The following is a 13,133-nucleotide window of genomic DNA, read 5'->3' as shown; positions in this document are numbered from 1 at the left end:
TGAAGAATCAGCCGATTCTACCAGCCTTTGCTCCCGCCTTTGAGTGCTTACTGACTGACCGTCAGTTTGCCGACCATGCCCGCCTGGTAGTGACCCGGGATGTTGCAGGCGAATTCCAGGTTGCCGGCCTGCTTGAAGGTCCAGGTCAGCTCAGCCGTTTTACCCGGCTCGACGAGCACACTGTTGGGGTCATCGTGCTGCATCGCCCCATGGTCCATGCCCGCCATCGAACCGTGGCCCATGGCCGCGTGATCCATGGCCGGCGCTTTCATTGCGGTCGGGGTCAGTTGGCCGTTTTGCTGCATCTTGAGCATTTCAGCCTGGTGCTGGCTGTGCATCGCCACGTCACCCAGGTTGAATTCGTGCAGCAACTGGCCTTTGTTGATCAACACAAAACGCACGGTCTCACCGGCCTTGATCTGCAGGGCCTTGGGGTCAAAACTCATATCGCCCATGACAATTTCCACCGTGCGCGTCGCCTTGGCCGCTGGGGCAGGCTCACCGAAAGCGTAGGACTGCGCCGGCGCCGCCAGCAGCGGCGAACTCAATGCCAGCAAGCAGCCGGCCAACACCCAGGATTTACCGAAAAACATGATCACACTCCAACAAGATTAGGTTCAGCTTGTGGGAAACTCTAAGGGTGCGCCGCTGCCAAGTAGCTGACGAGTTGATTACAACTTTGTCAGGTTGAGCCGACTGCGCGCACGCCACGGTATAACGCTTGTGTCCCATCTACCCTGAGCTGCCCATGAAACTGCTGATCGTCGAAGACCAACCGAAAACCGGCCACTACCTGCGCCAGGGCCTGACCGAGGCCGGGTTCAACGTCGAACTGGTGGCCGACGGCACGACCGGCCAGCAACTGGCGTTGAGCGGGGAGTATGGGCTGCTGATTCTCGATGTGATGCTCCCTGGCCGCGACGGCTGGCAGATCCTGCAAGCGGTGCGCGGTGCCGGCCTCGACGTGCCAGTGTTATTCCTGACCGCCCGCGATGCGGTGCAGGACCGGGTCCATGGCCTGGAACTGGGCGCCGATGATTACCTGGTCAAGCCCTTCGCCTTTTCCGAACTGCTGGCTCGGGTGCGCAGCCTGTTGCGCCGTGGCAGCACGGCCCCGCAGGAAACCTGCCTGCAACTGGCGGATCTGCGCCTGGACCTGATCCGCCGTCGGGTCGAACGTAATGGCCAACGCCTGGACCTGACCGCCAAGGAATTTGCCCTGCTGGAAATGCTCCTGCGCCGCCAGGGCGAAGTGCTGCCCAAATCCTTGATCGCCTCCCAGGTCTGGGACATGAATTTCGACAGCGACACCAACGTCATCGAAGTGGCGATCCGCCGTTTGCGCCTGAAAATCGACGATGACTTCCCCAACAAGTTGATCCATACCGTACGCGGCATGGGTTATGTGCTTGAAGAGCGTCCAGCCTGATGCCCCGCCTGTCCCTGAGCAGTCGCCTGGCCCTGCTGTTTGCCGCGTGCACGGCGGTGGTCTCGCTGATTGCCGGCGTGCTGTTCAGTCGCGCCAGTGAAACCCACTTCATTGAACTCGACCAGCAACTGCTGGACGGCAAGCTGGTGGCCCTGCGCAGCGCCCTGCAAGGCGCGGACGACCCGGTGCTGTTCGCCCAGCGTAAAGCCCGTCTGCAGGAGGAAATGAGCCACCAGACCGACCTCTCCCTGCGGGTACGCGGTGCCGACGGCCACGTGTGGTTCGACAGCACAGCCAACCTGCCTGACGACCTGCCTACCCTGACCGGCTTGTCTAGCCTGCACAGCGCCGGCACCGCCTATCGGGTCTTCAACGCGCCACTGGAGCCGGGCAGAACCGACGGCGCGCAACTGACCCTGGTGCTCGACATCACCCACCACCAGCATTTCCTGCAGCGCATGCAGCATTTGATCTGGCTGACGGTCGGGCTCTCGGCCCTGGCCACGGCCTTGCTCGGGGCTTGGGCGGCGCGCAGTGGCTTGCGTCCGCTGCGGCGCATGAGTGAAGTGGCGGCCGGGGTTTGCGCCAGCTCCCTGACCCAGCGCCTGCCCCACACGCAGATGCCCGCCGAGCTGGCCGAACTGGCCCAGGCGTTCAACGCCATGCTCGGGCGTCTCGACGATTCATTCCAGCGGTTGTCGGCATTTTCCGCCGACATCGCCCACGAACTGCGTACCCCGCTGTCGAACCTGCTGACCCACACCCAGGTCACCCTGACCCGCCCGCGGGACCTCGAAGACTACCGCGAAGCCTTGCACAGCAACCTCGAGGAACTGCAATGGATGGCACAACTGGTCAACGACATGCTGTACCTGGCCAAGGCTGACCACGGCCTGTTGATGCCCCGGCGTGAACCGCTGCAACTGGCGCAGGAGGCCGATGCGCTGTTGGAGTTTTATGCGCCCCTGGCCGAAGACGCGCAGGTCCGCCTGACCCGCCAGGGCGAAGCCACCATCAGCGGCGACCGCAGCATGCTGCGCCGGGCCCTGTCCAACCTGCTGGACAACGCCCTGCGCTTTACCCCACCCCAGGGCGAGGTTCAGGTGCAGATCGTGGACGGGGCGCAGGGTTTGCACCTGAGTATCGCCAACACTGGCGACGGTATTCCCCCGGCCTTGTTGCCGCGCCTGTTCGACCGTTTCTATCGGGCCGATCCGGCGCGCCGTGAAGGCAGCAGTGAACATGCGGGGTTGGGCCTGGCGATTACCCAGTCAATCATCCGCGCCCATGGCGGGACCATTCGTTGCGAATCGACCCAGGGCTGGACGCGTTTCGTGATCGAACTGCCAAAAGGCGATTGAGCCCACGCGCTAATGCCTGCACAACGCCCGTGGGAGCGAGCCGGCTCGCTCCCACGAAATCCTCGGTATGCCCATGATTCATGGCACCCCGAGCAATGGCCGGATCAGGAATAACGCAACGCGTGCGCTGGTTCGATCTTCGCCGCGCGCCAGGCCGGGTAAACGGTGGCCAGGAAGCTCAGGATAAAACCGGCCGAGCAGATCAACAGCACATCACCACCCTGTAACTCCGAAGGCAGGTTGCTGACGAAGTACACGTCGGAACTGAAGATGTGTTGACCGCTGACGCGCTCCACCCAGCCCACCAGCGCACTGACGTTCAGCGCCGCGACCACGCCGAGGACGCCGCCAATCAGGGTGCCGACGATACCGATCACCGTGCCCTGGACCATGAAGATCGCCATGATCTGCCGTGGCGTGGCACCAATGGTACGCAGGATCGCGATGTCGGCGCCCTTGTCGTTCACCACCATGATCAGGGTCGCGATGATGTTGAACGCCGCCACCGCGACGATCATCAGCAGCAACAGGCCGATCATGGTTTTTTCCATTTTCATGGCGCTGAACAGGCTGCCCTGGGTGTGGGTCCAGTCATCGGCCTTGTATCCAGCCCCCAGGCTGCCGGCAATCGCTGCCGACACCTGTGGCGCGGCGTACAGGTCCTTCACCGCCAGGCGCACGCTTTGCACCTGGTTGGGTGCCCAGCGCTGCATCTGCGCGGCATCGGCGACATGGATCAGGGCCATCGAACCATCCAGTTCGGCACCGACCTTGAACACCCCCACTACGTTCAGGCGCTGCATGCGCGGGGTGATGCCCCCCGGCGCGCTACTGACTTCCGGCACGATCAGGGTGATCTTGTCGCCGACATTCAAACGAAAACGCCGTGCGGTGATTTCGCCCACCACCACCCCGAACTCACCCGGTTTCAGGTCACCCAGGCGCCCTTGCACGATGTGCTGGGCCACAATCGACACCTTGCCTTCCTGGGCCGGGTCGACGCCGCTGATCTGGATCGGCTGCATCGAGCCCTTGTAGGAGAGCATGCCTTCCATCTCGGTGAAGGGCACCGCGGCGGTCACCGCGGGATTTTTCAACGCAGCGGCAGCCACCGGCGCCCAATCGTCGATCGGCTTGACGCCAACGATGGTTGCGTGGGGCACCATGCCGAGGATGCGCGAGCTCATTTCGCGCTGGAAGCCGTTCATCACCGACAGCACCACGATCATCGCCAACACGCCCAGGGCGAGGCCGATCATCGAGGTCATCGAGATAAACGAAACAAAGCGATTGCGGCGCTTGGCGCGGGTATAGCGCATGCCGATAAAGATCGATAACGGTCTGAACATTCGCTGGGGCACCGTATAAAAATAAAAGACCCGGCGCCTGTTCAGGCACCGGGTTTCAAAGCATCAGATGGGCGTCAGGCGACCTTCCTGCAAGTGCAGTACGCGATCCATCTGCCGTGCCAGGTTCATGTCATGGGTCACCACCAGGAACGCCGTGCGCATCGAGGTGCTGAGTTCCAGCATCAGGTCCTGGATACCTTGCGCGGTATGGGAGTCGAGGTTGCCGGTCGGCTCGTCGAGCATCACCAGCCCCGGGTTGTTCACCAGCGCACGGGCGATGGCCACGCGCTGGCGCTCGCCACCGGACAGCTCGGCCGGCTTGTGCTCCAGGCGATGCCCCAGGCCTACGCGCTCCAGCAAGGCGGTCGCGCGCTGGCGAGCCTGCGGGATCGCGGTCTTGCCGATCAACAGCGGCATGCAGACGTTTTCCAGGGCGGTGAACTCAGGCAACAGGTGATGGAACTGGTAGACGAAGCCCAACGAACGGTTGCGCAGCAAGCCACGGTTCTTTTCATTGAGTGCCGACAGTTCTTCACCGGCCAGCCAGACGCTGCCCTGGGTCGGCGTATCGAGCCCGCCCAGCAGATTGAGCAAGGTACTCTTGCCCGACCCCGAAGTCCCGACGATCGCCACGCGCTCGCCCGGGTGCAACTCCAGTTGCAGACCGGCCAGCACCTCCACCGATTCCGGACCTTCCTCGTAGGATTTGCCCAGGTTGCGGCAACTCAAGATTGCTTTTTCGCTCATGCCCAACTCACTCATAACGTAGCGCCTCCGCCGGCTGGGTGCGCGCGGCACGCCAGGCTGGATACAGGGTGGCGAGGAAACTCAGGACCAACGCCGCACCGCAGACCATCAACACATCCTGGGCCTGCAACTGCGACGGCAGGTAGTCGATGAAGTACACATCGGCGTTGAGAAACTTGTGCCCGATCAGGCCTTCAAGGGCAGAGATTGCCGCGCTGACATTCAGTGCGGCAAACATCCCCACCAGCGCGCCGATGGCCGTGCCGACCACGCCGATCACCGTGCCCTGGACCATGAAGATCGCCATGATGGTGCCCGGCGTTGCACCCAGGGTGCGCAGGATCGCGATGTCGCCCTTCTTGTCATTGACCACCATCACCAGGGTGGAAATGATGTTGAATGCCGCCACCGCGACGATCAGCAGCAACAACAGGCCGATCATGGCTTTTTCCATGCGGATGGCCTGGTACAGGTTGCCGTGGGTGCGGGTCCAGTCACGGGCGTAGAAACGGTCATCACCCAATTGTTGGGCGATGTTCCAGGCCGCGCGCGGGGCCTGGAACAGGTCGTCGAACTTCAGGCGCAGGCCCTGGATCTGGTCTGGCTTCCAGCGATGCAGCTTGGACAAATCCTGCTGGTTGGTGACCCCCAGGTAGCCGTCGATTTCACCGGCGCCGACATGGAAGATGCCGACCACGGTAAAGCGCTTCATGCGCGGGAACATCCCGGCCGGGGTCACGGTGACTTCCGGCGCGACGAAGGTCAGCTTGTCGCCGAGGCCCACCCCGAGCTTGGCCGCCGCCTTGTCGCCGATGACAATGCCGAAGCTGCCGGGCGCCAGGTCGTCGAGCTTGCCCTGCTGCATGAAGTTATCAATGATCGAGACTTGGCGCTCCAGCGCCGGGTCGATGCCATTGAGCAACACTTTGGAGACCTGGCCGTTGTGGGTCAGCAACCCCTGCATCTGGGTAAAGGGAGCGACGGCCAGCACCTGCGGGTTCTGCTTGACCTTGGCGGCCAGGCTCGGCCAGTCGCTGATTGGCTCACCGGACTCGATGGTCGCGTGGGGCACCATGCCCAGCACGCGGGTGCGCATCTCATGATCGAAGCCGTTCATCACCGACAGCACCACAATCATCACGACCACGCCCAGGGCGAGTCCGATCATCGAAGTCAGGGAAATGAACGACACAAAATGATTGCGCCGCTTGGCACGGGTATAACGCGTACCGATAAATACGAAGAGAGGTCTGAACATGTCGGGGCTTGTTCGGAGGGAAAAGGAACGTCCTTGTGGCGGGGGTCGATAACCAGCTTTACACTCAGACCACCGCCGCTACCATGGGTTCGCCATGTCGACATTAGATGAAGAAGATCGCCGCGAATACTACCGTATCGAGGACAGGATCGCACTGGAAATTCAGCCCCTGACGGGCCCCGCCGCCACGGCCGAGGAAGTGTTGCAGGATGCTTCCCCGCTGTTCAATCTGCTCAGTGAACTGCACCTGAGCGAATTCGAATCCCAGCACCTGCTGCGCCAGATCAGCGAGCGCGATCGCAACACTGCGGCCTACCTGAAAGTGCTGAACAAACGCATCGACCTACTCAGTCAGGTCGTGGCGCTGACGGTCCTCGGTCAGATCGGCGAACCACAACCGGTGATCCTTTCCGAGGGCGGCATCGACTTCCAGCATCCCACCCCGCTCGCCCCCGGCAGTCATCTGTCGATCAAACTGGTGCTCATGCCCCAGGCCCTGGGCCTGCTGATGCGCGCCCGAGTCACCCATTGCGATGCCACGGACGGCGGTTTTGACGTCGGCACCCAATTCCAACACTTAAGCGACGCCCAGCGCCAACTGCTGGCACGCTATATCCTGCAAAGACAGGCCCAAGAACGCCGCCTGGCGCGCGAACACACCGAATCCGGCAATTAATTAAGGAACCACCGTGACCCTCATCTACGGCCACCGCGGCGCTAAAGGCGAAGCACCGGAAAACACCCTGACCAGCTTTCAGCAATGCCTCAAGCATGGCGTGCGTCGCTGCGAACTGGACCTGCACCTGTCCATGGACAACGAGTTGATGGTGATCCATGACTCGACGCTCAAGCGCACCACCGACCGCCGCGGCAAGGTGGTCGAGCACAAGGCAGCGGACCTGGTGACCTACGACGCGCGCAAGGGCGGACCGGGCTGGATCACGCCTTGCCCGATTCCGACCCTGGAGCAACTGTTCGAACAGTGCGACTTCGACCATTGGCAACTGGAAGTCAAAAGCGCTTCACGCACCCGCGCCGCCACCACCGTGCTGGCGATTCGCGAAATGGCCCAGCGTTTTGGCTTGCTGGACAAAGTCACCATCACCTCAAGCTCGCGGGAAGTGCTCAAGGCAGCGCTGGACCTGGTACCGGACGTGTCCCGGGGACTGGTGGCCGAATACGCCTGGCTCGACCCATTGAAGGTCGCACAAAGCTATGGCTGCGAGATTCTGGCGCTGAACTGGACCCTGTGTACGCCGGAACGCCTGGAGAAGGCGCAGCGTCAGGGGTTGCATGTGTCGGTGTGGACTGTCAACGAGCCCGCGCTGATGCGCAGACTCGCTGACTTCGGCGTTGACAGCCTGATTACAGACTTTCCCGGTTTGGCCATTGCCACGCTCGAGAATTGCTGAAATCGGTCTCCCCGGCCGGCTCAGGCCACCGGCCGGAGCCGCTCAAAAAAGCCGGTTGAGGCCATCGTATGCCGCTACCCGATAGGCTTCTGCCATGGTCGGGTAGTTGAACGTGGTGTTGACGAAGTACTTCAGGGTATTGAGTTCGCCCGGCTGGTTCATGATCGCCTGGCCGATGTGCACGATCTCCGACGCCTGATAACCGAAGCAGTGTACGCCCAGCACTTCCAGGGTTTCCCGGTGGAACAGGATCTTCAGCATGCCTTGCGGTTCACCGGCGATCTGCGCCCGGGCCATGCTCTTGAAGAACGCCTTGCCGACTTCGTAGGGCACCTTGGCCTGGGTCAGCTCCTGCTCGTTCTTGCCGATCGAGCTGATCTCCGGAATGGTGTAGATCCCGGTCGGCACGTCGTTGACGAAACGCCAGCTGCCATTGTCGACAATGCTGCCAGCGGCCGAACGACCCTGGTCATGGGCGGCACTGGCCAGGCTCGGCCAGCCGATCACATCGCCGGCGCCATAAATGTTCTGGATGCAGGTGCGGTAGTTCTCATCGACTTCGATCTGGCCACGGCTGTTGACCTTGACCCCGATGTTTTCCAGACCCAGTTGATCGGTGTTGCCGGTCCGGCCGTTGCACCAGAGCAAGGCATCGGCCTTGATCTTCTTGCCGGACTTGAGGTGCAGGATCACCCCATTGTCCACGCCTTCAACGTGATCGTATTCTTCGTTGTGGCGCACGGTGATGTTGTTGTTGCTGAAGTGGTAGCTCAGGGCCTGGGAGATTTCCGAGTCAAGGAAGCTCAGCAGTTGCCCACGGTTATCCACCAGCTCCACCAGCACACCCAGGCCACTGAAGATCGAGGCGTACTCGCAACCGATCACGCCGGCGCCGTAGACGATCAGCTTACGCGGGGTGTGACCGAGACTGAGGATGGTGTCGCTATCGTAGATACGCGGGTGGTGGAAATCGATGTCGGCCGGACGATACGGGCGCGATCCGGTGGCAATGATAATGTGCTTGGCCACCAGTTTTTCGACCACGCCATTGGCGCAGACCACTTCGATGGTTTGCTCGTCAGCGAAGCTGCCGGTGCCAAAGAACACGTCAATCCGATTGCGTGCGTAGTAGCCGGTGCGCGAGGCGACCTGCTTGGAGATGACTTTCTCGGCGCTTTTCAGCACGTCCGGGAACGAGAACCAGCGCGGCTCACCAATGGCCCGGAACATCGGGTTGGTGTTGAACTGCATGATCTGCCGGACCGAGTGCCGCAACGCCTTGGACGGGATGGTGCCCAGGTGAGTGCAGTTGCCGCCGACCTGGCGACGACTATCGACCATCGCCACCTTGCGCCCTGCCTTGGCGGCATTCATTGCCGCGCCTTCTCCCGCTGGGCCGGAACCCAGCACCACCACGTCGTAGTTGTAGACAGCCATGCGTACTCCTCAGAACAGGCCGCGGCACCCCGTTGGCACCTGCGGCTAAATCATGCCAGCCATGCGGCATGAAGGAACAATTTGGGGTCAGTCGAAAACCCAGGAACAGTCTATAGAAGCGTCAACGCCGCGCACATTAACCCTTGGTCGCGTCGTAGGCTAGTTTTGCCTGCACTACAACGCCAGCCACACCCGGGATTGGGGCCCGGATCATGGGGCGTTTTCCCCGCTCAGACGGATAAAAGCCTGACTGCTGCGTGTGACGAAACCGCCATCGGTACGCATCACAAAAAAAGCCGCAATCGCGTGTTTTTCTGCGTACTCCATTCCACGTTCCGGCCCGAGAATCAGCAACAGGGTCGACCAGCCGTCGGCCATCAGCGCCTGCGGAGCAACCACCGTTACCGCCGCCAGGTCATGCAGCACCGGCGCCCCGCTGCGAGCATCGAATGTATGAGCGTAACGCCGCCCGCCCTGCTCGAAATAGTTGCGATAGTCGCCCGAAGTGGAGACGCCATAGCCATCCAGCGTCAACACCCGTTCCACCACCTGCTGGTCGTCACGAGGTTCTTCCAGGGCAATCTTCCAGGGATTGCCGTCGAGTTTTGTGCCGACCGCCTTGAGCTCACCAGTGACTTCGACCAGGAAGCTCGTGATGCCCATGCCGCCCAACGCGGCAGCTATCCGGTCGACGGTGTAGCCGGCAGCGATACTGTCGAAGTCAACCTCAACCGGCGCGTCCTTGCACAGTTGCTGTGCGTCGATCCGCAGGTGCTGGTAGCCGACCCGCTGCCGCACCTGCGCCAACGCTGGCTCACTGGGGACCTGCACGGTGCGCGCCTGCGGGCCGAAGCCCCAGAGGTTCATCAGCGGCCCGACCGTCAGGTCGTAGGCCCCCTCGCTTGCGCGCGACAACTGTTCACCGACCTCGACCAGTTGCAGGACTGGCGCCGGCATCGGCTGACAGCTATTGGCAGGCAACGCATTGAAGCGCTCGATATCGGAGTCGCTGCGGTAGGTCGACAGTTGTTGATCCACCTCGCTCAAGATGGCCTCGACCTGCTGGCGCACCTGCACCGGCCCGGGCAGGCCCGCATGGCGAACGTACTGGATCGAATAGCGGCTGCCCATGGTCGGCCCGCCAAACTTTTCCTGGGAGTCGCCATTGCCACAGCCGGTCAGAGCCGCAACCAACAGCAGCCCAGCCGAACACCTCCACTCCCTACGTGCCATTTGGAAAGCTCCCGCCCATACCCCTTCAGCGCTCCAGCTCACCGAGAATCCGATACGCCAGGCGCACCCGCGCCTCATTGGGATAACTCTTGTTCGCCAACACCACAATGCCCTGCTTTTTCTCAGGCACAAACGCCACATAAGCCGAGAACCCGCCTGTCGATCCCGTCTTGTTGATCCAGGCAGCCGCCTTGGGTGGCTGCGGTGGGTCGATTGCGGTAACGGCATGACTGTCGTAGATCATCTTGTCGCCGTTACCCTCGATCAACGTGTCGAGCGCTACCGGATAGTCATACTGTTCCCAGATCAGGTCCTGGGTCATGGCGCCCACCTGGAAGTAACCCTTGTGGGTTTCCAGCAATGCACTGCGCCAGTTTGGCGCAACCTTGACCACCCCCAGGTTGGCGTCGACAAACTTCAGCAGGTCGCCCGCAGAGGTTTTCACCCCATAGGCTTCATCACCCAGCACCCCGGAATTCAACCGGACGGGGGCGTCCTGCTTGTTGTAGCCCTGGGCGTAGAGCGCCTGCTTGCTCGCCGGTATGTTGATGTAGCTATTAGTCATGCCCAGCCCGGGAAACAGTTGCCCCTCCAGCGCCTGGGCGTAAGGCACTTTCATGCTGATGGCGGTGATCATGCCCAACGCGCCAATGCTCGGATTGGCGTAGGTGCGCTTGGCACCTGGCGCGTAGGACGGCTGCCAGGCCTTGAAGTACTCGAGCAACTGCTGGTTGTCCTGCACCTGATCCGGCACCTGCAACGGGAAGCCGCCCGCGGTATGGGTCGCCAGGTTCAGCAGCGACACCTGGTCGAACGGGCTGCCGGCCAGTTGTGGCAGGTACTTGCCAGGGTGGTCGGCGAGCGAGAGCCGACCATTGACTTGTGCGTAGCTCGCCAGGGTGGCGGTGAAGGTCTTGCTGATCGAGCCGACCTCAAACAACGTATCGCTGCTGACCTTGCGCTGCGTGTCCCTGGAAGCCACGCCAAAATTGTAGAAACGCTGCTGGCCGTCCACGGACAGTCCAATGGCCAGCCCAGGGATGTTGTACTGTTGCATCAGCGCTTGCGCAGCCTCTTGCACCACCTCGTCGAGAGCCGGGCGCGCAGTGCTCGCCACGGTGAGCGGCGCGAACGACGCGGCACAGGTCAGTGCAAGCAAAGCGGCACAGGGCAGTCGGATCAGGCGCATCAAAGTCGTCCTCAGTGTTCTGTCGGGAGCGAAAGCTGCCCAACCTAGCATTTTGTTTTCAACGCACAAACAAAAACGCCCCGACACTGTCGGGGCGTTTTCATCTGCAGCTAAGGCTTAGCGCGGGAAGGCTGGCGGGTTGACCCCGGCCATGTCTTCCATCACGCGAACCACCTGGCAGCTGTAACCGAATTCGTTGTCGTACCAAACGTACAGCACAACGCGGTTGTCTTGGGTGATGGTGGCTTCAGCGTCGACCACACCGGCGTGGCGCGAACCAACGAAGTCAGTGGACACCACTTCCTGCGAGTTGACGTAGTCGATTTGCTTGTGCAGATCGGAGTGCAGCGCCATGTAGCGCAGGTACTCGTTCATCTCTTCACGGGTAGCGGCTTTCTCAAGGTTCAGGTTGAGAATGGCCATCGACACGTTTGGCGTCGGTACACGGATCGCGTTGCCGGTCAGCTTGCCAGCCAGCTCAGGCAGGGCCTTGGCAGCGGCGGTAGCAGCACCGGTCTCGGTGATGACCATGTTCAACGCAGCGCTACGACCACGGCGATCGCCTTTGTGGAAGTTGTCGATCAGGTTCTGGTCGTTGGTGTACGAGTGAACGGTTTCAACGTGACCGTTGATGATGCCGAACTTGTCGTTCACTGCCTTGAGCACCGGCACGATGGCGTTGGTGGTGCAGGAAGCGGCGGACACGATCTTGTCGTCAGCGGTGATTTCAGCGTGGTTGATGCCGTGAACGATGTTCTTCAGCTTGCCTTTGCCAGGCGCGGTCAGGACCACGCGGTCGATACCCGGGCACGCCAGGTGCTGACCCAGGCCATCGGCGTCACGCCATACACCGGTGTTGTCCACCAGCAGCGCGTCTTTGATGCCGTACTGGGTGTAGTCCACCTCAGTCGGGTTCTTCGCGTAGATAACCTGGATCAGGTTGCCGTTGGCGGTGATGGTGTTGTTTTCTTCATCGATGGTAATGGTGCCGTTGAACGAACCATGGACCGAATCGCGGCGCAGCAGGCTGGCGCGTTTCACCAGGTCGTTTTCGGCGCCCTTGCGCACCACGATGGCGCGCAGACGCAGGCCGTCGCCACCACCGGTTTTTTCGATCAGGATGCGCGCCAGCAGACGGCCGATGCGACCGAAGCCGTACAGGACAACGTCGGTGCCTTTGCGGGCCGAAGCGTTTTGCTGGCCAACCACGTCAGCCATTTCTTCACGTACGAACTGCTCGGCGCTGCGGCCATTGCCTTCGTTACGGAATTTGAACGCCAACTTGCCCAGGTCTACCGAAGCCGCGCCGAGCTTGAGCTCGCTCATGGCTTTGAGCAGTGGGAATGTTTCGTGGACGGAGAGTTCGCTGTCGTCGGAAGAACGGTGGCGAGCAAAGCGGTGAGCTTTGAGAATCGCGATGACAGACTGGTTGATCAGGCTGCGGCCATAGATCGAGCTCACCACGTTGTTATTGCGGTAGAGCTGGCCGATCAGCGGAATCATCGCTTCTGCGAGTGCTTCACGGTCGATCCATTCACCAAGACACTGGTCGGGCTTCTGAGTCACGGTAACCTTCCACATGTAGGGGCAGAAAAAAGGGGCTACATTATGCCGCCGTGTCCCTCTCGTAGCAATGCGCGCTTGTCGTGCAGACAGTAACAATTTTCCCTTTGAAAAAAACAGACCCCGCTGAAGCCCAGTAAAACCGTGGCCTGCAG

General features: G+C 61.5%; 12 protein-coding genes. 4 read left to right on the top strand and 8 right to left on the bottom strand.

Annotated features, from left to right (window positions below; genetic code table 11):
• Positions 1-47: 47 nt before the first annotated feature.
• Complete coding sequence (gene copI, locus Q1W70_RS19545) at positions 48-593, bottom strand: copper-resistant cuproprotein CopI (RefSeq protein WP_166591902.1); 546 nt, start codon at positions 591-593, stop codon at positions 48-50.
• 155 nt (positions 594-748) lie between these two features.
• Here copI and Q1W70_RS19540 point away from each other — a divergent pair, with 155 nt between their 5' ends.
• Positions 749-1,429, top strand: coding sequence for a heavy metal response regulator transcription factor (locus Q1W70_RS19540; RefSeq protein ID WP_166591901.1), 681 nt, complete (start codon positions 749-751; stop codon positions 1,427-1,429).
• A complete protein-coding gene (locus tag Q1W70_RS19535) occupies positions 1,429-2,790 on the top strand; it encodes a heavy metal sensor histidine kinase (protein ID WP_166591900.1) in 1,362 nt (453 codons plus the stop codon). The genes Q1W70_RS19540 and Q1W70_RS19535 overlap by 1 nt, the downstream gene beginning before the upstream one ends.
• Positions 2,791-2,894: 104 nt before the next feature.
• Here Q1W70_RS19535 and Q1W70_RS19530 read toward each other — a convergent pair whose 3' ends face one another.
• From Q1W70_RS19530 to Q1W70_RS19520, 3 genes are all read right to left on the bottom strand, one after another.
• Complete coding sequence (locus Q1W70_RS19530; RefSeq protein ID WP_166591899.1) at positions 2,895-4,139, bottom strand: lipoprotein-releasing ABC transporter permease subunit; 1,245 nt, start codon at positions 4,137-4,139, stop codon at positions 2,895-2,897.
• Between the two features lie 63 nt (positions 4,140-4,202).
• On the bottom strand, positions 4,203-4,886 hold the full coding sequence (gene lolD, locus Q1W70_RS19525; RefSeq protein ID WP_166591898.1) for a lipoprotein-releasing ABC transporter ATP-binding protein LolD: 684 nt from the start codon (positions 4,884-4,886) through the stop codon (positions 4,203-4,205).
• Positions 4,887-4,893: 7 nt separating this feature from the next.
• Positions 4,894-6,144 carry a lipoprotein-releasing ABC transporter permease subunit gene (locus tag Q1W70_RS19520; protein ID WP_166591897.1) on the bottom strand — a complete coding sequence of 417 codons (1,251 nt, stop codon included), beginning with the start codon at positions 6,142-6,144 and terminating at the stop codon, positions 4,894-4,896.
• Between the two features lie 94 nt (positions 6,145-6,238).
• Between Q1W70_RS19520 and Q1W70_RS19515 the strand changes: the two genes are divergently transcribed.
• Positions 6,239-6,820: a PilZ domain-containing protein gene (locus Q1W70_RS19515; protein WP_166591896.1), complete on the top strand. Its 582-nt coding sequence runs from the start codon at positions 6,239-6,241 to the stop codon at positions 6,818-6,820.
• Between the two features lie 13 nt (positions 6,821-6,833).
• Entirely contained in the window at positions 6,834-7,556 is a 723-nt protein-coding gene (locus tag Q1W70_RS19510; protein WP_166591895.1) for a glycerophosphodiester phosphodiesterase, read from the top strand.
• 42 nt (positions 7,557-7,598) lie between these two features.
• Here the strand turns inward: Q1W70_RS19510 and sthA are convergent, their stop codons facing one another.
• The 4 genes from sthA to Q1W70_RS19490 all read right to left on the bottom strand — a co-directional run bounded on the left by sthA (position 7,599) and on the right by Q1W70_RS19490 (position 12,996).
• Entirely contained in the window at positions 7,599-8,993 is a 1,395-nt protein-coding gene (gene sthA, locus Q1W70_RS19505) for a Si-specific NAD(P)(+) transhydrogenase (protein ID WP_166591894.1), read from the bottom strand.
• 210 nt (positions 8,994-9,203) lie between these two features.
• Entirely contained in the window at positions 9,204-10,226 is a 1,023-nt protein-coding gene (locus tag Q1W70_RS19500) for an FAD:protein FMN transferase (protein WP_166591893.1), read from the bottom strand.
• A 25-nt stretch (positions 10,227-10,251) separates the two neighbouring features.
• On the bottom strand, positions 10,252-11,415 hold the full coding sequence (gene ampC, locus Q1W70_RS19495; RefSeq protein ID WP_166591892.1) for a class C beta-lactamase: 1,164 nt from the start codon (positions 11,413-11,415) through the stop codon (positions 10,252-10,254).
• A gap of 117 nt (positions 11,416-11,532) precedes the next feature.
• Positions 11,533-12,996 (bottom strand): glyceraldehyde-3-phosphate dehydrogenase, encoded by a 1,464-nt coding sequence (locus Q1W70_RS19490; protein ID WP_166591891.1) that lies wholly within the window; start codon positions 12,994-12,996, stop codon positions 11,533-11,535.
• Positions 12,997-13,133: the final 137 nt, after the last annotated feature.

This window comes from Pseudomonas kielensis (assembly GCF_030505375.1).
Classification (GTDB): Bacteria; Pseudomonadota; Gammaproteobacteria; order Pseudomonadales; family Pseudomonadaceae; genus Aquipseudomonas; species Aquipseudomonas kielensis.
This window is presented reverse-complemented; position numbering and strand designations above follow the sequence as displayed.

Excerpts from the sequence above, each read along its gene's own strand:
- copI (WP_166591902.1), bottom strand. The coding sequence starts at position 593 with ATGTTTTTCGGTAAATCCTGGGTGTTGGCCGGCTGCTTGCTGGCATTG.
- Q1W70_RS19540 (WP_166591901.1), top strand. The coding sequence starts at position 749 with ATGAAACTGCTGATCGTCGAAGACCAACCGAAAACCGGCCACTACCTG.
- Q1W70_RS19535 (WP_166591900.1), top strand. The coding sequence starts at position 1,429 with ATGCCCCGCCTGTCCCTGAGCAGTCGCCTGGCCCTGCTGTTTGCCGCG.
- Q1W70_RS19530 (WP_166591899.1), bottom strand. The coding sequence starts at position 4,139 with ATGTTCAGACCGTTATCGATCTTTATCGGCATGCGCTATACCCGCGCC.
- lolD (WP_166591898.1), bottom strand. The coding sequence starts at position 4,886 with ATGAGCGAAAAAGCAATCTTGAGTTGCCGCAACCTGGGCAAATCCTAC.
- Q1W70_RS19520 (WP_166591897.1), bottom strand. The coding sequence starts at position 6,144 with ATGTTCAGACCTCTCTTCGTATTTATCGGTACGCGTTATACCCGTGCC.
- Q1W70_RS19515 (WP_166591896.1), top strand. The coding sequence starts at position 6,239 with ATGTCGACATTAGATGAAGAAGATCGCCGCGAATACTACCGTATCGAG.
- sthA (WP_166591894.1), bottom strand. The coding sequence starts at position 8,993 with ATGGCTGTCTACAACTACGACGTGGTGGTGCTGGGTTCCGGCCCAGCG.
- Q1W70_RS19500 (WP_166591893.1), bottom strand. The coding sequence starts at position 10,226 with ATGGCACGTAGGGAGTGGAGGTGTTCGGCTGGGCTGCTGTTGGTTGCG.
- ampC (WP_166591892.1), bottom strand. The coding sequence starts at position 11,415 with ATGCGCCTGATCCGACTGCCCTGTGCCGCTTTGCTTGCACTGACCTGT.
- Q1W70_RS19490 (WP_166591891.1), bottom strand. The coding sequence starts at position 12,996 with ATGTGGAAGGTTACCGTGACTCAGAAGCCCGACCAGTGTCTTGGTGAA.